Here is an 18,505-nt window from a genome sequence, read left to right as displayed (position 1 = left end):
AGTGAGAGGGCACAAGGAGAAGAAGCGCCAGCCGCCCTTCCCGCTGCCCCACGCGCTCGTCCTGCTGTCGACTCCCGACGGCTGGCGTCAGAGCCTCATCGACGTGCGGGGCGGGATGACCTGCGGGGCTCTGCCCGACGTGCCCGCCGACGCCGATCCGCGCGAGGCGCGGGCCGCCGCGGCCCGGATGGTGCGGGAGCTGACCCGGACGTTCCACGAGACCGACGTCGAGGTGGTCTGGGAGCCGGTCCACGGCGACCGTTCGTGGACCGCGCAGGTCCGCGTGCCGGGGGACGCAGAAAAGGCGTCGCGGCCCTGGGCTGTGGCCCCGTAAGGTCTCTCGTAAGGGCGGGGTCGTAGCACAGAGGTAGTGCGCCGCGACGGCATCTCGGAGGACGCCGGTTCGAATCCGGTCGCCCCGCCCCCTCTTCTTCCTAGTTCAGCAGCGCCCTCGCCGCCTGCGCACGGCGGCGGATCGTCGTCGCCGACTCCGGGTCCACCGCGTCCATCACCTGCGCGTACGCCTCCATCTCCACCGCTCCCGTGAGGAAGTCCCCGCGCTGGACGAGCAGCTCCGCCCGTTCGTAGCGGAGTCTCGCCGGGTGGGAGGGGAGCAGCAGGGCGAGTTCCACCGCCCACAGGGCGACGTCGGAGCGTTCGGGGCGGGGGGCCGCCCAGGCGCGGATGTTGTTGAGGATCCGCAGGACGATCGCGCCCGGCTCCGCGGGGCGGAGCATCGAGCGGTCGAGCGCCTCGCCCGTCGCGCTCGCCACCAGGAGCTCGGCGTCCGTGCCCGTCATCGCCCGCCCGCCCGCGAACGGGTCGGCGAGGTTCAGGTCGGCGGGGTCGCCGAAGCCGACGACGAAGTGGCCGGGCAGCCCGAGCCCGTACACGGGGGCGCCGGCCCGCCGGGCGACCTCCATCCAGACGACGGACAGCAGGATGGGCAGGCCCCGGCGGCGCCGCAGCACCTCGTGCAGGAGCGAGGACTCCAGGCGCTGGTAGTCGGACGCCACCCCTTCGAAGCCCTCGTGGACGCCGAGGAGCGCCGCCAGCTCGGTGGCCCAGTCGCCGGTGATCCGGGTCGCGTAGGGGACTAGCCCGGCGAGCCGGTCGAGTTCGATCTCGGCCTCGTCGATCTCGCGCCGGGTGACGGACGGGTCGGCCACCGCGCCGATCAGCAGGCAGAGCCGGGCCAGGTCGGGACGCTCGGCGCGCGCCTCCTCGGCGAACTCCTGCCGCCAGTCGGTGGCGTCGACCGGTGGTTCGTCCTCGCTCACGCCTCCGCCCATCGGTAGTGGTGGTAGTGGTGGTGGGCGGCGAAGCCCATGCCGTCGTACAGCGCCCGCGCGCCGTCGTTGTCCGCCTCCACCTGGAGCCAGGCCGCCGACGCGCCCTCGTCGAGCGCCTGCCGGGCGAGCGCCGTCATGACGGACGTCGCCAGGCCCCGGCGCCGCTGCTCGGGGTCGACCTCGACCGCCATGAAGCCGGCCCAGCGGCCGTCGACCACACAGCGTCCGATCGCCGCCGGTACCCCTCCCGTGCCCGCGACGGACGCGAACCACACACTCGGGCCGGACACGAGGACGGACCGGACGACCGCGCTCGCCTCCTCGTCGCCGGAGAAGCGCTGGTAGCGGCGCAGCCACGGCTCGTCGACCGTCCGGGAGAGGCGCACGGCGGAGACGTCGGCGTCCAGGTCGCCGAGGGGGGCGAGCGCCGCGATCCGTACCTCGGCGGAGACCTCGCGCCGCCAGCCGTGCCGGTCGAGGGCGGCGCACAGCAGCTCCTGGGTGCCCTCGGCGCCGGTGGCGGCCTGGACGTACGCGGGCAGCTTCCGGGCCGCGTACCACGCGCGCACGTGCGTGAGGGCCTCGGCGACGGGCAGTCCGGGATCACCGAGCGGCAGGGCGGAGTTGGCGCGGCGGGTGAATCCGTCGGCCGCCCGGAGGGTCCACTCGCCCAGGGGCTCGCTCTCGACCGGCTGCCACGCGCGCGCGGTGGCGCGGGCGAGCTCGGGGAAGGTGGCCGAGGGGCCCCGGCGGCGGGCCGGGGCGGCGGGGACGACCTTGCCCGCGGCCAGCGCGGATTCCGCGATCCGGACGCTCTCGCCGCTCTTTCGTGTGATCAGCAGCACACCGGCGTCCCATGATGTGAGAACCCCGACCGCGTCGGTGAACCTCTGGCCTGCTTCCGCCGAGTCCGTCACGTACCGAACGGAGACACGTTTTCCCACGTCAGCGCTGGTAATTCGCACTTCAAGGCGCCCTCCGCCGGTGATTTCCACAGCTTCTCCGCCCCTCCTGTTCGGATCGCCCCCAAGAACGGAGATACTAGGTGCGGGCATCGACGACGCCGCGCTCCCGCGCAGACCAGCCCTATCGAGGAGGAACGACAGCGTGACCTACGTCATCGCGCAGCCTTGTGTCGACGTCAAGGACAAGGCGTGCATCGAGGAGTGCCCCGTCGACTGCATCTACGAGGGCAAGCGGTCCTTGTACATCCACCCGGACGAATGCGTCGACTGTGGGGCCTGTGAGCCGGTCTGCCCGGTCGAGGCGATCTTCTACGAGGACGACACCCCGGAGGAGTGGAAGGACTACTACAAGGCGAACGTCGAGTTCTTCGACGAGCTCGGCTCGCCCGGTGGTGCCTCCAAGCTCGGCGAGATCGAGCGCGACCACCCCTTCATCGCCGCCCTGCCGCCGCAGAACGGCTGATTCATTCGCCCTCGGTCCCGTACGGCCTCGCCGCTGTACGGGGCCGAAGCGTTTCCGTACGTACGAGGAAGTGAGCCAACCCGTGAGCGCAGTCTCTTCGCGCCTTCCCGTCTTCCCCTGGGACAAGCTGGAGCCGTACAAGAAGACGGCCGTGGCGCACCCGGACGGAATCGTGGACCTGTCCGTCGGCACGCCCGTGGACCCGGTCCCCGCGCTGATCCAGGAGGCGCTGGTCGCGGCCGCGGACTCGCCGGGCTATCCCACGGTGTGGGGGACGAGGGAACTGCGGGACGCGCTCACCGGCTGGTGCGAGCGGCGCCTGGGCGCGGTGGACCTCGCCCACGAGAACGTGCTGCCGGTGGTCGGCTCCAAGGAGCTGGTGGCCTGGCTGCCGACGCAGCTGGGGCTCGGCGCCGGTGACGCGGTGGCCTACCCGCGGCTGGCGTACCCGACGTACGAGGTGGGGGCGCGGCTCTGCGGCGCGGAGCCCGTCGTCTACGACGACCCGGTCGCCGACCTCGACCCCGCCGCGGTCAAGCTGCTGTGGCTCAACTCCCCGTCCAACCCGACCGGCAAGGTCCTCGCGAAGGACGAGCTGACCCGGATCGTGGCCTGGGCGCGGGAGCACGGGATCCTCGTCTTCTCCGACGAGTGCTACCTGGAGCTGGGCTGGGAGGCCGACCCGGTCTCGGTCCTGCACCCGGACGTCTGCGGGGGCTCGTACGAGGGGATCGTCGCGGTCCACTCGCTGTCCAAGCGCTCCAACCTGGCCGGCTACCGGGCGGCCTTCGTCGCGGGCGACGCGGCCGTCCTGGGCGAGCTGCTCCAGATCCGCAAGCACGGCGGCATGATGACGGCGGCGCCGGTGCAGGCGGCGACGGTCGCGGCGCTGGGCGACGACGCGCACGTGGCCGAGCAGCGGGAGCGGTACGCGGCCCGCCGGGCGGCGCTGCGGGCGGCCCTGGAGGCGCACGGCTTCCGGATCGAGCACAGCGAGGCGAGCCTGTACCTGTGGGCGACGCGGGACGAGCCGTGCTGGGAGACGGTGGCCTACCTGGCGGAGAAGGGCATCCTGGTGGCGCCCGGCGACTTCTACGGCGAGGCCGGGGAGCGGTTCGTGCGGGTGGCCTTCACGGCGACGGACGAGCGGGTCGAGGCCGCGGTCAAGCGCCTGGGCTGAGCCTGTGACGCCGGAGGGCCCGGGGAGCGTGTGCTCCCCGGGCCCTCCGTGCGTCGTGTGCGGGTCAGCCGCCGATGGGCAGGCCGCCCAGGGTCTGGCCGGTCGGCAGGCCGCCCAGGCCGCCGCCCAGGGCCCCGCCGGTGGGGGCCTCGGTGCTCTCGGCGGCGGCGCCGGCGGTCTGACCGACGACCTCGCCCGTGCTGCCGGCCGTCTTGCCGACGACCTGCTGCGCGGCGGGGGTGGCGGTCTTGCCGGCCGTGCCGACGGTCTTGCCGGCGGCCGGGACGGCCGTGCCGACGGCCTTGCTGCCGGTCTCGCCGACCACTCCGGTCGCGGTCTGGGAGGCGGCGTCGACGGCGCTCCCCGCGCCGGCGGCGTCCAGGGCGGTCACGCCGCCGAGGGCCCCGGTCGGCGCGAGGCCCTGGTCCAGGGCGCTCGCGGAGCCGGCCGCACCGACCACGGGGGCTGCTCCGGCCGCGACGATGAGGGCGGCACGGGCGATCCGGCGGGTCAGGGAGAGGGACATGGTGCTCCTTCGGCGGAGAGGACGATTACGCGGTGACAACCGGCCCTGGGGCGGGGGAGGTTGCGGCGGCCGAAGGCAAAGAGTTGGCAATGCGTCGTATTGTCGGGTGGGGAGGAAAACGGACGAACGTGTCATTGTGAGAAGCCCTGCCGAACCGTCACTTCCCTTGTGCCGCAAGGGAAACGAGGGGGAGGGGTGACGCCTGGGAAAAGCGGCGCCGGGGCCACGCGAATTTCCTCCGCCACGAACCCGACCCATGCCACGCCCGAGTGAACGACCGCACGGGTGAACGGCTACTGGGCGAGGCGCACCCGAACGGATTCCGCGCCGGCCGAGGCCGCTCCCGAGGTCTTCGACCAGCCGCCGCCGGCCTCGCCCGCGCGCCAGACCCGGCCGCCGAACGACACCTCCGTGATGCGCAGCTCGTCCGCCCGCGCCACCGCCCACTGCGCCAGCTCCCAGCCGCGCCGCTCGTCCGAACCGGCCCCCGGCGCGCTCCCCGCGCCCGTCGCCGCCCGGACCGGCACCACGAGCACCGGCGGCTCCGCAGCCGAACGGCCCGCGCTCGGACCGCCCGTCACCACCTCGGGCGCCGCCTTCTCGCCGAAGGCCCGCACCAGCTCCCGGCGCACCTGCTCCGGGTCGCCCGGTCGGCCCTTCACCTCGCTCGCCGTACAGGTCAGCGCCGCCGGCGAGCGGCCCGTCAGCGCCGCCGACAGCAGCGTCGCGTCCGGCTCGTGCTTCGCGTACGCCTGCGGGAAACCGCTCCGCTGCACCTTCTGCGCCGCCACCGTCAGCGGCATCCGCGAGTACCCCGGGACCTTCTCCAGGCCCTCGTAGAACTTCCCCGCCGAGTAGACCGGGTCCATGATCTGCGCCGCCGTCCCCCAGCCCTGGGAGGGCCGCTGCTGGAAGAGGCCCAGCGAGTCCCGGTCGCCGTGCTCGATGTTCCGCAGCGCCGACTCCTGCAGCGAGGTCGCGAGCGCGATCGTCACCGCCCGCTCCGGCAGCCCCCGCGTGGTGCCCACCGCCGAGATCGTCGCCGCGTTGGACGCCTGCTCCGGAGTGAACTCGTAGCGGTTGTCCCCACTGCCCACACTGCACCGGGGTGCACCCGTGCTCCCCGTCAGCTGGTGGACGGCCACGTACGAGGCGAGGCCGAGGAGCGCGGCGAAGGCGGCCGCGGAACGGGCGAGGCGGCCGCGACGGCGGGGGCGGGTGGGCTCGGACACGGGGCCCACCGTACTGGAGGCCGCGTTAGGGTCGGCACATGGCAGACATCACCCCGCTCGACGGCCCCCTCGACCTCTCCCTGGACGGGGCCGCGCTCACCGCCGCGCTCGTCGACTTCCCGTCCGTCAGCGGGACCGAGCAGCCGCTCGCCGACGCGATCGAGGCGGCCCTGCGCGCCCTGCCGCACCTCACCGTCGACCGCTTCGGCAACAACGTCGTCGCCCGCACGAACCTCGGCCGCGGCGAGCGGGTCGTCCTCGCCGGCCACATCGACACCGTGCCGATCGCCGACAACGTGCCCTCGCGCCTCGACGAGGACGGCATCCTCTGGGGCTGCGGCACCTCCGACATGAAGTCCGGGGTCGCCGTCCAGCTGCGGATCGCCGCCACCGTCCCCGAGCCCAACCGCGACCTCACCTTCGTCTTCTACGACAACGAGGAGGTCGCCGCCCACCTCAACGGCCTCGGCAAGATCGTCGACGCCCACCCGGAGTGGCTCGCCGGAGACTTCGCCGTCCTCCTGGAGCCCTCCGACGGCCAGGTCGAGGGCGGCTGCCAGGGCACCCTGCGCGTCATCCTGCACACCGCGGGCGAGCGCGCCCACTCCGCGCGCGCGTGGATGGGCTCCAACGCCATCCACACCGCCGCCCCGATCCTCGACCGCCTCGCCGCCTACGAGCCCCGCAAGCCGGTCATCGACGGCCTCCAGTACCACGAGGGCCTCAACGCCGTACGGATCGAGGGCGGCGTCGCCACCAACGTCATCCCCGACGCCTGCGCCGTCACCGTCAACTACCGGTACGCCCCCGACCGCTCCCCGGCCGAGGCCCTGGCGTACGTCCGCGCCTTCTTCGAGGGCATCGACATCGCCGAGTTCGTCGTCGACGACGAGAGCCCCGGCGCCCTGCCCGGCCTCTCCCACCCCGCGGCCGAGGCCTTCATGAAGGCCGTCGGCGGCAGCGCGCAGCCCAAGTTCGGCTGGACCGACGTCGCCCGCTTCAGCGCCCTCGGCGTGCCCGCGGTCAACTACGGCCCCGGTGACGCGCTGTACGCGCACAAGCGCGACGAGCACATCCACGTCGACAAGATCCACCACTGCGAGGCGCGGCTCCGCGACTGGCTGACCGCCCGTCTCCCGTAATTTCGGATTTCGTCACCTCTGTGGACCTACCCTGACCCCACCAGAAGATCGTCGGTTCGACGGAGGGAGCAGGCCATGGGTATCCCCGAAGGGGAGACGAAGCCGGAGGAGCAGCGGCTGGGACCGGTGCTCAGGCGCAGGGACCAGGTCCAGCCGGGCACCACGGACCAGAGGCTGCTCGACACCGAGGGCGACTCGGAGTGGGTGCACACCGACCCCTGGCGGGTCATGCGCATCCAGTCCGAGTTCGTCGAGGGCTTCGGCGCCCTCGCCGAACTGCCGAGCGCCATCAGCGTCTTCGGCTCGGCCCGCACCAAGCCGGACTCGCCGGAGTACGAGGCGGGCGTACGGATCGGCCGGGCGCTCGTCGAGGCCGGCTTCGCGGTCATCACGGGCGGCGGCCCGGGCGCCATGGAGGCGGCCAACAAGGGGGCCAGGGAGGCCAGGGGCGTCTCGGTGGGCCTCGGCATCGAGCTCCCCTTCGAGCAGGGGCTCAACCCGCACGTCGACATCGGCGTGAACTTCCGCTACTTCTTCGTCCGCAAGACGATGTTCGTGAAGTACGCGCAGGGCTTCGTCGTCCTGCCCGGCGGTCTCGGCACCCTCGACGAGCTCTTCGAGGCCCTGACCCTGGTCCAGACCCGCAAGGTCACCCGCTTCCCGATCGTGCTCTTCGGCACCGAGTACTGGAAGGGCCTCGTCGACTGGCTCCGCGACTCGGTCGTCGCGGGCGGCAAGGCGAGCGAACGCGACCTCCTCCTCTTCCACGTCACGGACGACGTGGAGGAGGCGGTCGCGCTCGTCACCAAGGAAGTGGGCCGCTAGCCGCGCCGGGTCGGCGGTCGCCCGGCTACGCCAGCCCGCGCCGGGCGACCGCCGGCGGACGGTATCCCGCGATGGACGCCACCATGTCCAGCACCTGGCGGGTCTCCGCCACCTCGTGCACGCGATACACCTGGGCCCCCAGCCACGCCGACACCGCCGTCGTGGCCAGGGTCCCGAGGACCCGCTCCTTGACCGGCCGGTCGAGCGTCTCGCCCACGAAGTCCTTGTTGGACAGGGACACCAGCACCGGCCACCCCGTCGCCGCCATCTCCCCGAGCCGCCGCGTCGCCTCCAGGCTGTGCCGCGTGTTCTTCCCGAAGTCGTGACCGGGGTCGATCATGATCCCGTCCCGCCGCACGCCGAGCGAGACCGCGCGCTCCGCGAGCCCCACCGTGACCCGCAGGATGTCGGCCATCACGTCCTCGTACTCCACCCGGTGCGGCCGCGTCCGCGGCTCCGCGCCGCCCGCGTGCGTACAGACGAGGCCCGCGCCGTACTTCGCGGCGACCTCCGCGAGCCGCGGGTCGACCCCGCCCCACGCGTCGTTCAGGACGTCCGCCCCGGCCTCGCAGACCGCCTCGCCGACGTCCGCCCGCCAGGTGTCGACGCTGATCACCACGTCGGGATGGCGCCTGCGGACCTCGGCGACGAATCCGACCGTGCGGCGCGCCTCCTCCTCGGCCGTCACCTCCTCGCCGGGGCCCGCCTTCACCCCGCCGATGTCGATGATCGCCGCCCCCTCCGCCACGGCCTGCTCGACCCGGGCGAGCGCGGGCTCGTCCCGGAAGGTCGCGCCCTGGTCGTAGAAGGAATCCGGGGTCCGGTTCACGATCGCCATGATCACCGGCTCGTGCGGCCCGAATTCACGCCGTCCCAAGCGCAGCATCCCTTTTGTCCTCCCTCGCGTCCGTTCGCCTGCGACCCTAACCGTCGGTGGCGCATGGCACGATCGGCACGGGACGTTTTCCACTCCGGGGAGAGGCGCGCAGTGTTCTGGTTTCTGCTCATCACGATGGTCGTGGTCGTGGCCGCGGTGACCCTCGCCGTGGTCGGCGGCGGCGACAGCGAGGTGCTGCCCGAGGTGGCGCCCGAGCAGCTCGTCGACCCGCTTCCGGTCGCGCGGCCGGTGGACCGCGCCGACGTCGAGGCGCTCCGCCTCCCCGTCGCCGCCCGCGGCTACCGCATGGCCGACGTGGACGACGTCCTCGTCCGGCTGGGCGCCGAGCTCGCGGAGCGCGACGCCCGGATCGCCGAGCTGGAGGAGGCGCTCGCGGGCGCCGCCCCGGCCGGCGACGCCGGCACGGAGGGCGGGGGCGGCGAGAAGTGACGGGAGAGGTGATCCCCGGGCCCGACGGCCGGCTGCGCTGCCCCTGGGGCCTGTCGGCCGAGGACTACGTCGCGTACCACGACGAGGAGTGGGGCCGCCCCGTCCACGGCGACGACGCGCTGTTCGAGCGGCTCTGCCTGGAGGCCTTCCAGTCGGGCCTGTCGTGGATCACGATCCTGCGCCGCCGGGAGGGCTTCCGGAAGGCGTTCTCCGGCTTCCGGATCGCCGACGTGGCCCGCTTCACCGACGCAGACCGCGAGCGGCTCCTCGCCGACGAGGGCATCATCCGCAACCGCGCCAAGGTGGACGCGACCCTGGCGAACGCGAAGCTGCTCGCCGACTGGTCCCCGGGCGAGCTCGACGCGCTGATCTGGTCCCACGCCCCGGACCCGGCGACCCGCCCGGCCCCGCGCACGCTCGCCGAGGTCCCGGCGGTCACCGACGAGTCGACGGCGCTCTCCAAAGCCCTCAAGAAGCGCGGCCTGCGCTTCATCGGGCCCACCACGGCCTACGCGCTGATGCAGGCCTGCGGCCTGGTCGACGACCATCTGGCGGGGTGCGTGGCCCGGGGCGGGAACTGACCCCGGGCCGTCGCGGACCGGCTCAGAAGAGGTGCACGTAGCCGGAGGTGTCGTAACTCGTCTCGAACTCCGGGGCCCTCAGACCGCCCGAGGCGTTGTTCGCGTAGACGTACAGCGACGAGTACTCGATGGTGCGCATGACGTCGCCGAGGCCGTCGCCGGTCACGTCGCCGGTGGCGATGAGGGGCGTGTCCGACGGCCAGGCGTAGGGGAGCCTGACGCGGGCGCCGAACCAGCCGCGGCCGTTGCCGGGGTAGAGCCAGAGCGTGCGGGAGCCGTCGCGGGCGATCAGGTCGGACCTGCCGTCCCGGTTCAGGTCGCCGGGCGCCGCGAGCGCGTTCATGCCGTTCCAGCCCGCGCCGACCTTCGCGCGGGTGCCGAACCAGCCGCGGCCGTTGCCCGGGTAGGTCCAGAGGACACCGGCCGTGTCCCGGGCGACCAGGTCGCGGCGGCCGTCGCCGGTGAGGTCGCCGACCGCCTCGATCTCCTTCATGGTGTTCCAGCCGGCACCGATCTTCAGGCGGGGCTTGAACCAGCCGTAGCCGTTGCCGGGGTAGAACCAGAGCACGCCGGACCGGTCGCGGGCGAAGACGTCCTCGTTGCCGTCGCCGTTGTAGTCGCCGTGCCGGACGAGCGTGGTCATGGCGTTCCAGCCGCCGCCGACGAGCGCGCCCTTGGTCTTCCAGTCGGCGTCCTTCCTGCCGTTGAGGAACCAGAGCCGGCCGTCCGCGCCGCGTTCGAGCAGGTCGGCGATGCCGTCGTTGTTCAGGTCGCCGAACCGGGACTGGGCCGGGAGCCCGCTCGGGCGCGGGGTGTCGTCGGTGATCCAGTCGATCCATGCCTGACCGGTCTCGACCTCCCACTGGGTGCCGCCCACCCGGATCGAACTGATCGAGTTGTCGAGCTCGGACCAGGAGTCCCAGCTGAGGTCGGAACCGGCGGGCTGGCGGGGGTCGATGGTCAGGCTGTTGCTGCCCCCGTAGCCGGCGTCCTGGTACGCGACGGCCCACTTGTCGCTGCGGTTGATGTACGACGAGATCTTGTTGTTCCAGGTGCCCAGGGTGGACTGGCTGGACGAGATGACCTTCATCTCGCCGCCGTAGTTCGGGTACTGGAAGACGCAGAAACTGCCGGCGGGGCAGCGGAACTCGTCGGCCGACGCGGTGGGCGCGGAGGTCAGCAGCGTGGCGAGGGACGCCGCGGTGGTCACGGCGGCCGCCAGGGCACGCCGGACTCCGGAAGTGCGCTTCATGGCGCGGGATCCGTTCTCGAGGAAGGTCAGAAGACGAACGTGCTGGGGCGGAGCTGGGCGAGCTCCAGCGGGGCGCGGAGACGTCCGTCGCCGGTGCCGGGGTAGACCCGCAGGTACGGGTGGCCCTCCCAGTCGAAGGTGCCCTTGGCGTGGGCGACCAGGTCCGGGCGCCCGTCGCCGGTGACGTCGCCGAGGCCCGAGAGTTCCTTGTGGCCGTTCCAGCCGCCGGTCCCGATGAGCGTGCGGGCGGAGAACCAGCCGCGGCCGTTGCCCGGGTAGAGCCAGAGCTTGCCCGCCGTGTCGCGGGCGATCAGGTCGGCCTTCCTGTCGGAGTTCATGTCCCCGGCGCCGACGAGCTCGTTCATGACGTTCCAGCCGCCGCCGACCTTCTTGCGGGCGCCGAACCAGCCCTTGCCGTTGCCGGGGTACGTCCACAGGACGCCGTCGTTGTCGGAGGCGAGGAGGTCGCCCTCGCCGTCGCCGGTCAGGTCCCCGGCGGCCGCCAGGTCCTTCATGGTGTTCCAGCCGGCGCCGACCTTCAGACGGGGCTTGAACCAGCCCTTGCCGTTGCCCGGGTAGAACCAGAGCACGCCGGCCTTGTCACGGGCGTAGACGTCCTCGTTGCCGTCGCCGTCGTAGTCCCCGTGCCGGGCCAGCTTGGTCATGGCGCCCCAGCCGCCGCCGACGAGCACGGCGGTGCGGCCGGTGCTCCACAACTGGCCGAACGCGTTGCGGCCGAGGACGTCGGCGGTCCCGTCGCGGTCGATGTCGCCGAAGGCGCCGGTCGCGGGCAGCGGCACCGGCCGGGGCCCCACGTGGTCGTGGACGATCGGGTAGCGGCTCTCGTAGCCGCAGTAGTCGTCGGCCTCGGGGCCGACGTCGACCGAGCTCACCGTCCGGTCCAGGGCGGGGTACTGGCTCTCGTCGAAGGACACCGAGTTGTAGAGGTGCAGGGAGCCCTCGGGTGCGAAGCCGGACTCCGGGTAGAAGCACACCCCGTCCGCGCCGGACTGGTTGTTGACGAAGGAGCGCATGCGGTTGTCCCAGGCCCCGAGCGACAGCATCGGTGCCTTGATGACCAGCATGTCGCCCTGGTAGAGCGGCTGGCTGAACGCGCAGACGGCACCCTGCGGACAACGGTCCGCGCCCTCGGCGGCCCGCGCTGGCGAGGAAAGGGCGGTGGCGGACAGGCCGAGGGCCACACCCGCCGTGAGCGCGCCGCGAAGAAGGCGCGCGGAAGGAGAAGGACGCACGGAACCCCCCAGGTATGTGCGTACAAGTGATGGGCGGATCCTATAGACCCGCCCACCCCTCGTACGAGCGGGTTCCGCGCCTGATCAGCGGCCCAGGTACCGCGGCTTCTCCTTCGCGATGAAGGCGCGGACCGAGATCGTGTGGTCCTCGGAGGCGCCCGCCAGGGTCTGGAGCTCCTCCTCCTTGTCGAGGGCCTCGGTGAGGGAGTGGTCGGCGCCGTAGGCCAGGGACTCCTTCAGGGCCGCGTACGCCACCGTCGGGCCCGCCGCGAGCCTGCGGGCCACCTTCTCCGCCTCGGCGGCCAGGTCCGCGGCCGGGACCAGGCGGTTCACGATGCCGAGCTCGTACGCCTCCTGGGCGCCGATCGAGCGCGGGAAGAGCAGCAGGTCGGAGGCCCGGCTCGCGCCGATCAGCCGGGGCAGCGTCCACGACACGCCCGAGTCGGCGGTGAGCGCGACCCCCGCGAAGGCGGTGTTGAAGGAGGCGGTGTCCGCGACCACCCGGTAGTCCGCCGCGAGCGCGAAGCCGAAGCCGGCCCCGGCGGCGACGCCGTTCACGCCCGCGACGACCGGCTTGCGCATGCCGGTGAGCGCGCGCACGATCGGGTTGTAGTGGTCACGGACCGTGTTCATGGTCTCGCTCGTGCCGGACTCCCGGTCCGCGGTGAGCAGCCCGACGTGCTCCTTCAGGTCCTGGCCCACGCAGAACGCCCGGTCGCCGGCCGCCGTGAGCAGCACCGCCCGTACGGCGGGGTCGGCGGCGGCCGTCTCCGCGGCGTCCCGGAGGGCGACCTTCGCCGCCACGTTCATCGCGTTCATGGCCTCGGGCCGGTTGAGCGTGATGGTGGCGAGCCCGTCGCTCACCTCGTACAGCACCGTGTCGGCCATCGGGTTCCCTTCGCCTCATTGCGTCGTTGACCAGCCCAGCATGGCGGAGATCACCCGTGTCGCCCATGTGAGCTGCGTCAAAGATTTGGAGGTGGTCCTTCCGACGTCGAGCGGCGAAGTATCGCAGGCCGATCGCCGAAATGTGGGGTTTTGCGGGAGCGCGTTGCGCAAGCGATGCAGATCGATGTTGGTCATCGGGTCCTGCCATGCGGGATAATGACCTGGAAGCAATGTGTTCGAAGCCGGTGACGCGTGCTCCACATCAAGGAGCTGCCCGGCTGACAATGAGCTGGTTTCAGGAAGGGGAACAAGCATGGCGGCCATGAAGCCGCGGACGGGTGACGGCCCGCTCGAGGTGACCAAGGAGGGGCGGGGCATCGTCATGCGCGTTCCGCTCGAAGGCGGCGGTCGGCTTGTCGTCGAGCTGACCCCGGACGAGGCCGAGGCGCTGGGCGACGCCCTCAAGAAGGTCGTCGGCTGACCCTCTTCTCCACGATTTCCCACCCTGCCCCGGTACGGTCCGCCGTGCCGGGGCAGCGGTGTCTCCGGGGCCCGCGTGCCCCGGTCGGCCGAGCGGTCAGCCCCGGCGTACCGCGCAGAGCAGGCCGTCGCCCACCGGCAGCAGCGAGGGGACGAGCTCCTGGCTCTCCCGCACCGCGCGCAGCAGCTCACGGACCCGCTGGACCTCCGCCGGCTGGGCGCCCGAATCGACCGTGCGGCCGTCCGCGAAGACCCCCTCGAAGCAGACCAGACCCCCCGGTCGCAGCAGGCGCAACGATTCAGCGAGGTAGTCCAGGTACTCCAGCCGGTCGCCGTCGCAGAACACGAGGTCGTATCCGCCGTCCGCGAGCCGGGGCAGCACGTCCAGGGCCCGGCCCGGGATGAAACGGGCCCGGTTGCCCGCGAAGCCCGCGGCCCGGAACGCCGTCTTGGCGAGCTGCTGCCGCTCCGGCTGGAGGTCCACCGTCGTCAGGACGCCGTCCGGCCGCATCCCGAGCAGCAGATAGATGCCCGACACGCCCGTGCCGGTGCCGATCTCCGCCACCGCCTTGGCGTCCGCCGTCGCGGCGAGCAGGCGCAGCGCCCCACCGGTGCCCGGCGACACCGAGGGCAGCCCTGCCTCCCGGGCCCGCTCACGGGCCCAGCGCAGAGCTTCGTCCTCGGCGACGTAGGCGTCGGCGAACGACCAGCCCGTCTGCCGGTTGGCGGTAATGGCCCTCTCCTGTCCCCGTAGTTGACGCAACGGTGACTGTATCCGCTGTCAGTGGGAACCCGCAGATGGGACCGGGCGTTCACCAGGGGAAGGACGCGACGGAGGCAGCCGGGCGAGCCGGTCCCAAATTCGCGTAAAGATTCTTATCCGGAGCTAACGGGCGAGGTGGCTATGGTAGGGGCTCCACTGGACACCACCAGAGCCGACAGGGGAGGTGCGGCTGCGCCTGTGGATCGGGGAGGAGTGCTTCGGCGTCTTCTCAGGTCGGCGGGTGAGCCGAAATCCGTGACCGACACAGCTGACCGTTTCCGCACCACCGACTCCGCTCCCACCACCGCGACCTTCGCATCGGATGCGGAATCGCAGGCGTGGACCCCTCCCACCTGGGAGGAGATCGTCAGCACGCACAGTGGCCGGGTCTACCGCCTCGCCTACCGCCTGACGGGCAACCAGCACGACGCCGAGGACCTGACGCAGGAGGTCTTCGTCCGCGTCTTCCGCTCGCTGTCGACGTACACCCCGGGCACCTTCGAGGGCTGGCTGCACCGCATCACCACCAACCTCTTCCTCGACATGGTCCGCCGCAAGCAGCGCATCCGGTTCGACGCGCTCGCCGACGACGCGGCCGAGCGGCTCCCCAGCCGCGAGCCCTCGCCGCAGCAGGCGTTCAACGACACGCACTTCGACGCCGACGTGCAGCAGGCCCTCGACACCCTCGCGCCCGAGTTCCGCGCGGCCGTCGTCCTCTGCGACATCGAAGGCCTCTCGTACGAGGAGATCGCCGCGACCCTCGGTGTGAAGCTCGGCACCGTCCGCAGCCGCATCCACCGCGGCCGCTCCCACCTGCGCAAGGCGCTCAAGCACCGCTCGCCCGAGGCCCGGGCGGAGCGTGCCCTCGCCTCCGTCGGATGGGAGGCAGGGACAGCGTGACCGGCACTCGTCCCACGTCACCGACCCCCGCGGAGCACCACCTCGGGGACCGGCTGGCCGCGCTCGTCGACGGCGAACTCGGCCACGACGCCCGCGAGCGGGTCCTCGCCCACCTCGCGACCTGCGCCCGCTGCAAGGCCGAGGCCGACGCCCAGCGCACGCTGAAGAGCGTCTTCGCCTCGGCGGCTCCGCCACCGCCCTCCGAGGGCTTCCTCGCGCGTCTCCAGGGCCTCCCCGGGGGACCCGGTGAGCCGGGAGCGCCCGGCGGACCGCGCGGGCCCCTCGAAGAGCTCCTGGGCGCGGGCGGCGTGAAGTCCGACGGCTTCGCCACCGCCGCCGTCGTCACCCCGCACCCCGGCACCCCCGGGGCCGGTTTCCGCATCCACGAGGTCGGTTACCGCCGCTCCGGAACCTCCGGGCGGGGCCGGCGCTTCGCCTTCGCGGCGGCCGGCGCCGTCTCGTTCGCGGCGATCGCCCTCGGCGGCACCCTGCCCCTGGAAACCTCGGTGAGCGCGAGCGCGCGCGGCGGCCAGGGCACCGGCAGCGCCGTGACCCCGCTGCGCGCCACCGCGACCGGCGGCGGCACGGGCACGGCGGTCGGCCGGGGCACGCGCTCCGGAGAGCGTTCGGGCGCCCAGTCCGTCGACGCCGCCGAGCCGCTCGCCGCGGTGACCCCGGCCGCGGTCCCGCAGGGGCCGGTCGTGGCCGCGGGCCAGGGCACGGTCCCGTCGGGCGCGGTCCCGCCGGACGCGGTGCGCTCGGCCGCCACGCCGGTGGTGGCCGTACGGCTCCGGAACCCTGCCCCGCAGTCGCTCCTCGCGCTCTCGCCGTTCATACGACCGACGGCTCCGGCCCTCCAGCTGGCCTTCGCCCCCGGGCCGAGCCCGCTGGCCGGTCCGACGCCCGGACCGCTCGGCTCCCACCGCTGACCCGCGACCTGGTTGAATCCAGGGGGCAGGGCGCCCGACCCAGGGGCGCGGACGGGTCAGCGGTTGCGGGGAGAGCATGAACAACGGGAAGCCGAACTGGTGGAGCCGGCCTTCGACGTCTCCGGAGGCGGCGCGGATACCCACGCCGCCGCCGACGGACGAAGGCGACGGCGACTTCCCCCTGCCCGCACCTCAGCCGGCCCCGGGCCAGGATCCGACGCCGCCGGCGACGGCCGACCTGACGAAGCCGGCCCCGACGGCCCCGCCCGCGCCTACGGGCGAGCCCGCGACCGCTCCGCCCGCGCCGGCCGCCGAGCCCCACGCGCCGGAGCCCGTGCCCGCGCCCGCCGTCGAGCTGACGAAGTCCGCACCCGCGGAGCCCGTGCTCGCGCCGGAGCCCGCGCCTGTCCCGGAGCCCGCCCCGGCCGCCGAGCCCCACGCGCCGGAGCCCGTGCTCGCGCCCGCCGTCGAGCTGACGAAGTCCGCACCCGCGGAGCCCGCGCCCGCGCCGGAGCCCGTGCCCGCGCCGGAGGGCATTGCCGAGCCCGCCCCCGTGCCCCCGGTCGAGCCGGCTCCCGTGCCCCCGGTCGAGCCGGCTCCCGTGCTCCCGGCCGAGTCCGCACCCCGGCAGCCTCTGCACGTGCCCGACGAGTACCGGACGCCGCCCTACGGCGAGCCGGGGCCGTGGGCGCCCGCGCCGCCCGTGCAGCGGCCGCCCGCCTCCGTACCGCCGCAGGTGCATCACCAGGCCCCGCCCCAGCCGACCCCCTGGGTGCAGTACGACCCCTGGGGCGCCACCGGGGCCGCCGCCCCGCCGCCGCCCGCCAAGAAGTCCCGCAAGGGTCTCGCGGTCGCCGGCGCGCTCGTCTTCGCCCTCGTCACCGGAGTCATCGGCGGCGGCATCGGCGCGTACGTCGAGCGGAACGGCGGGCTCACCACCGTCGAACTCCCGCAGGCCGAGGCCGGGGACACCGGCCGCGCCCCCGACAGCGTCGCCGGGATCGCCGCCAGCGCCCTGCCCGGCGTGGTCACCCTGCACGTCACGGGCAACGGATCCTCCGGCACGGGCACCGGATTCGTCCTCGACACCAAGGGCCACATCCTCACCAACAACCACGTCGTCGACGGCGCCGGTTCCTCCGGCGACATCTCCGTGACGTTCTCCAGCGGCGAGACGGCACGCGCCAAGCTCATCGGCAAGGACACCGGCTACGACCTGGCCGTCGTCCAGGTCACCGGCGTCTCCGGCCTCAAGGCGCTGCCGCTCGGCAACTCGGACAACGTCCGCGTCGGCGACCCCGTGGTCGCCATCGGCGCCCCCTTCGACCTCTCCAACACCGTCACCTCCGGCATCATCAGCGCCAAGGAACGCCCGATCACCGCCGGCGGCGAGAAGGGCGACGGCAGCGACATCAGCTACGTCGACGCGCTCCAGACCGACGCCCCCATCAACCCCGGCAACTCCGGCGGCCCGCTGCTCGACTCCAAGGCGCGGGTCATCGGCATCAACAGCGCGATCCGCGCCGCCGGCGGCTCCGGCGAGGGCGAGGGCGGCGCGAGCCAGCCCGGCTCCATCGGTCTCGGCTTCGCCATACCGATCAACCAGGGCAAGCGCGTCGCCGAGGAGCTCATCAACACCGGCAAGGCCACCCACCCCGTCATCGGTGTGAGCCTCGACATGCAGTACCAGGGCGACGGCGCCCGCGTCGGCGAGAAGGGCAAGGACGGCTCCGCCTCCGTCACCGCCGGCGGCCCGGCCGCCAAGGCGGGGCTCCGGCCCGGGGACGTCATCACCAAGGTCGACGGCCAGCGCGTGCACAACGGCGAGGAGCTCATCGTGAAGATCCGCGCCCACCGCCCCGGCGACAAGCTGGAGCTCACCCTGACCCGGAACGGCAAAGAGCTGACAAAGACGTTGACGCTCGGATCCTCCCAGGGCACCTGAGCGCCATGTGGCGGACGCCGCGAGGTACCCGTCGGACAGTTTCGGCGGGTACCGTGGACCGGGCCCTGGACCGGCGTGAAGGAGCTACTAGGTGTTCAGCGACATAGGCGCACTCGAGCTGGTGACGCTCGTGGTCCTCGCCGTGCTCGTCTTCGGGCCGGACAAGCTCCCGAAGGTGATCCAGGACGTCTCGCGCTTCATCCGGAAGGTCCGCGAGTTCTCCGACAGCGCGAAGCAGGACATCCGCAGCGAGCTGGGGCCGGAGTTCAAGGACTTCGAGTTCGAGGACCTGAACCCCAAGACGTTCCTCCGCAAGCAGCTGGAGAGCAACGAGGACCTCAAGGAGCTCAAGGAGCTGCGCGGCACGTTCGACCTCAAGAAGGAGATGAACGAGGTCGCCGACGCCGTCCACGGCCGGGAGACCGCGCCCGCGCCCGCCCCGGCGGCGGTCAACGGCTCCCCGGACCTGCTGAAGAAGCAGGACAAGCCGGACACCGGAGAGCGTCCTCCGTACGACTCCGACGCCACCTGACGACGGCCTGTCACCGACCCACTGCTCAGC

Annotated in this window: 20 protein-coding genes, 1 tRNA gene and 1 pseudogene; 13 read left to right on the top strand and 9 right to left on the bottom strand. The window is 72.9% G+C overall.

What is annotated here, in order from left to right; genetic code table 11:
* Position 1 precedes the first annotated feature (1 nt).
* Together ACF07V_RS00620 and ACF07V_RS00615 are read left to right on the top strand one after the other, a co-directional pair.
* Positions 2-334, top strand: a complete 333-nt coding sequence (locus ACF07V_RS00620) for a hypothetical protein (RefSeq protein WP_392150712.1) — start codon at positions 2-4, stop codon at positions 332-334.
* Between the two features lie 14 nt (positions 335-348).
* A tRNA-Pro gene (locus tag ACF07V_RS00615) sits at positions 349-423 on the top strand.
* Between the two features lie 11 nt (positions 424-434).
* On the opposite strand, the gene ACF07V_RS00610 is transcribed toward ACF07V_RS00615, so the two are convergent.
* Both ACF07V_RS00610 and ACF07V_RS00605 read right to left on the bottom strand, forming a co-directional pair.
* Complete coding sequence (locus ACF07V_RS00610) at positions 435-1,292, bottom strand: tetratricopeptide repeat protein (protein ID WP_392150711.1); 858 nt, start codon at positions 1,290-1,292, stop codon at positions 435-437.
* Positions 1,277-2,287 carry a GNAT family N-acetyltransferase gene (locus ACF07V_RS00605; RefSeq protein ID WP_392150710.1) on the bottom strand — a complete coding sequence of 337 codons (1,011 nt, stop codon included), beginning with the start codon at positions 2,285-2,287 and terminating at the stop codon, positions 1,277-1,279. Before ACF07V_RS00605 ends, ACF07V_RS00610 begins: the two co-directional genes overlap by 16 nt.
* A 112-nt stretch (positions 2,288-2,399) precedes the next feature.
* Between ACF07V_RS00605 and fdxA the strand changes: the two genes are divergently transcribed.
* Positions 2,400-2,720, top strand: coding sequence for a ferredoxin (gene fdxA, locus ACF07V_RS00600; RefSeq protein WP_015035968.1), 321 nt, complete (start codon positions 2,400-2,402; stop codon positions 2,718-2,720).
* An 82-nt stretch (positions 2,721-2,802) separates the two neighbouring features.
* Complete coding sequence (locus ACF07V_RS00595) at positions 2,803-3,900, top strand: bifunctional succinyldiaminopimelate transaminase/glutamate-prephenate aminotransferase (protein ID WP_392150709.1); 1,098 nt, start codon at positions 2,803-2,805, stop codon at positions 3,898-3,900.
* A gap of 64 nt (positions 3,901-3,964) precedes the next feature.
* On the opposite strand, the gene ACF07V_RS00590 is transcribed toward ACF07V_RS00595, so the two are convergent.
* Together ACF07V_RS00590 and ACF07V_RS00585 are read right to left on the bottom strand one after the other, a co-directional pair.
* Positions 3,965-4,426: an ATP-binding protein gene (locus ACF07V_RS00590; RefSeq protein WP_392150708.1), complete on the bottom strand. Its 462-nt coding sequence runs from the start codon at positions 4,424-4,426 to the stop codon at positions 3,965-3,967.
* Positions 4,427-4,719: 293 nt separating this feature from the next.
* Positions 4,720-5,667 (bottom strand): hypothetical protein, encoded by a 948-nt coding sequence (locus ACF07V_RS00585; RefSeq protein ID WP_392150707.1) that lies wholly within the window; start codon positions 5,665-5,667, stop codon positions 4,720-4,722.
* Positions 5,668-5,696: 29 nt separating this feature from the next.
* Between ACF07V_RS00585 and dapE the strand changes: the two genes are divergently transcribed.
* Together dapE and ACF07V_RS00575 are read left to right on the top strand one after the other, a co-directional pair.
* Positions 5,697-6,800: a succinyl-diaminopimelate desuccinylase gene (gene dapE, locus ACF07V_RS00580; RefSeq protein WP_392150706.1), complete on the top strand. Its 1,104-nt coding sequence runs from the start codon at positions 5,697-5,699 to the stop codon at positions 6,798-6,800.
* 75 nt (positions 6,801-6,875) lie between these two features.
* Complete coding sequence (locus ACF07V_RS00575; protein WP_392150705.1) at positions 6,876-7,625, top strand: TIGR00730 family Rossman fold protein; 750 nt, start codon at positions 6,876-6,878, stop codon at positions 7,623-7,625.
* A 25-nt stretch (positions 7,626-7,650) separates the two neighbouring features.
* Here ACF07V_RS00575 and folP read toward each other — a convergent pair whose 3' ends face one another.
* Positions 7,651-8,511: a dihydropteroate synthase gene (folP, locus tag ACF07V_RS00570; protein WP_392150704.1), complete on the bottom strand. Its 861-nt coding sequence runs from the start codon at positions 8,509-8,511 to the stop codon at positions 7,651-7,653.
* 54 nt (positions 8,512-8,565) lie between these two features.
* On the opposite strand from folP, the pseudogene ACF07V_RS00565 reads away from it, so the two are divergent.
* Positions 8,566-8,931: pseudogene (locus tag ACF07V_RS00565) on the top strand (cell division protein DivIVA); the annotation flags it as partial.
* Positions 8,932-8,948: 17 nt separating this feature from the next.
* Complete coding sequence (locus ACF07V_RS00560) at positions 8,949-9,533, top strand: DNA-3-methyladenine glycosylase I (RefSeq protein WP_392150703.1); 585 nt, start codon at positions 8,949-8,951, stop codon at positions 9,531-9,533.
* A gap of 22 nt (positions 9,534-9,555) precedes the next feature.
* Here the strand turns inward: ACF07V_RS00560 and ACF07V_RS00555 are convergent, their stop codons facing one another.
* The 3 genes from ACF07V_RS00555 to ACF07V_RS00545 all read right to left on the bottom strand — a co-directional run bounded on the left by ACF07V_RS00555 (position 9,556) and on the right by ACF07V_RS00545 (position 12,926).
* Positions 9,556-10,785 carry an FG-GAP-like repeat-containing protein gene (locus ACF07V_RS00555; protein WP_392150702.1) on the bottom strand — a complete coding sequence of 410 codons (1,230 nt, stop codon included), beginning with the start codon at positions 10,783-10,785 and terminating at the stop codon, positions 9,556-9,558.
* Between the two features lie 26 nt (positions 10,786-10,811).
* Entirely contained in the window at positions 10,812-11,987 is a 1,176-nt protein-coding gene (locus tag ACF07V_RS00550) for an FG-GAP-like repeat-containing protein (RefSeq protein ID WP_392151345.1), read from the bottom strand.
* 135 nt (positions 11,988-12,122) lie between these two features.
* Positions 12,123-12,926 carry an enoyl-CoA hydratase/isomerase family protein gene (locus tag ACF07V_RS00545; RefSeq protein ID WP_392150701.1) on the bottom strand — a complete coding sequence of 268 codons (804 nt, stop codon included), beginning with the start codon at positions 12,924-12,926 and terminating at the stop codon, positions 12,123-12,125.
* A gap of 313 nt (positions 12,927-13,239) precedes the next feature.
* Between ACF07V_RS00545 and ACF07V_RS00540 the strand changes: the two genes are divergently transcribed.
* On the top strand, positions 13,240-13,407 hold the full coding sequence (locus ACF07V_RS00540; protein ID WP_009997451.1) for a DUF3117 domain-containing protein: 168 nt from the start codon (positions 13,240-13,242) through the stop codon (positions 13,405-13,407).
* A 96-nt stretch (positions 13,408-13,503) separates the two neighbouring features.
* Here the strand turns inward: ACF07V_RS00540 and ACF07V_RS00535 are convergent, their stop codons facing one another.
* Positions 13,504-14,169, bottom strand: coding sequence for an O-methyltransferase (locus tag ACF07V_RS00535; protein ID WP_392150700.1), 666 nt, complete (start codon positions 14,167-14,169; stop codon positions 13,504-13,506).
* Between the two features lie 141 nt (positions 14,170-14,310).
* Here ACF07V_RS00535 and sigE point away from each other — a divergent pair, with 141 nt between their 5' ends.
* From sigE to ACF07V_RS00515, 4 genes are all read left to right on the top strand, one after another.
* On the top strand, positions 14,311-15,069 hold the full coding sequence (gene sigE, locus ACF07V_RS00530) for an RNA polymerase sigma factor SigE (RefSeq protein ID WP_078908486.1): 759 nt from the start codon (positions 14,311-14,313) through the stop codon (positions 15,067-15,069).
* A complete protein-coding gene (locus tag ACF07V_RS00525) occupies positions 15,066-15,998 on the top strand; it encodes an anti-sigma factor family protein (protein ID WP_392150699.1) in 933 nt (310 codons plus the stop codon). The genes sigE and ACF07V_RS00525 overlap by 4 nt, the downstream gene beginning before the upstream one ends.
* Before the next feature lie 76 nt (positions 15,999-16,074).
* Complete coding sequence (locus ACF07V_RS00520) at positions 16,075-17,943, top strand: trypsin-like peptidase domain-containing protein (RefSeq protein ID WP_392150698.1); 1,869 nt, start codon at positions 16,075-16,077, stop codon at positions 17,941-17,943.
* A gap of 91 nt (positions 17,944-18,034) precedes the next feature.
* Positions 18,035-18,475, top strand: coding sequence for a sec-independent translocase (locus ACF07V_RS00515; RefSeq protein WP_392150697.1), 441 nt, complete (start codon positions 18,035-18,037; stop codon positions 18,473-18,475).
* The last annotated feature ends 30 nt before the right edge of the window (positions 18,476-18,505 follow it).

Source organism: Streptomyces sp. NPDC015661 (genome assembly GCF_043077765.1).
Lineage (GTDB): Bacteria > Actinomycetota > Actinomycetes > Streptomycetales > Streptomycetaceae > Streptomyces.
The sequence above is the reverse complement of the archived record's forward strand: the minus strand, read 5'-3'. Positions and strand labels throughout refer to the sequence as shown.

Excerpts from the sequence above, each read along its gene's own strand:
- ACF07V_RS00610 (WP_392150711.1), bottom strand. The coding sequence starts at position 1,292 with ATGGGCGGAGGCGTGAGCGAGGACGAACCACCGGTCGACGCCACCGAC.
- ACF07V_RS00590 (WP_392150708.1), bottom strand. The coding sequence starts at position 4,426 with ATGTCCCTCTCCCTGACCCGCCGGATCGCCCGTGCCGCCCTCATCGTC.
- dapE (WP_392150706.1), top strand. The coding sequence starts at position 5,697 with ATGGCAGACATCACCCCGCTCGACGGCCCCCTCGACCTCTCCCTGGAC.
- ACF07V_RS00575 (WP_392150705.1), top strand. The coding sequence starts at position 6,876 with ATGGGTATCCCCGAAGGGGAGACGAAGCCGGAGGAGCAGCGGCTGGGA.
- folP (WP_392150704.1), bottom strand. The coding sequence starts at position 8,511 with ATGCTGCGCTTGGGACGGCGTGAATTCGGGCCGCACGAGCCGGTGATC.
- ACF07V_RS00555 (WP_392150702.1), bottom strand. The coding sequence starts at position 10,785 with ATGAAGCGCACTTCCGGAGTCCGGCGTGCCCTGGCGGCCGCCGTGACC.
- ACF07V_RS00545 (WP_392150701.1), bottom strand. The coding sequence starts at position 12,926 with ATGGCCGACACGGTGCTGTACGAGGTGAGCGACGGGCTCGCCACCATC.
- ACF07V_RS00540 (WP_009997451.1), top strand. The coding sequence starts at position 13,240 with ATGGCGGCCATGAAGCCGCGGACGGGTGACGGCCCGCTCGAGGTGACC.
- sigE (WP_078908486.1), top strand. The coding sequence starts at position 14,311 with ATGGTAGGGGCTCCACTGGACACCACCAGAGCCGACAGGGGAGGTGCG.
- ACF07V_RS00520 (WP_392150698.1), top strand. The coding sequence starts at position 16,075 with ATGAACAACGGGAAGCCGAACTGGTGGAGCCGGCCTTCGACGTCTCCG.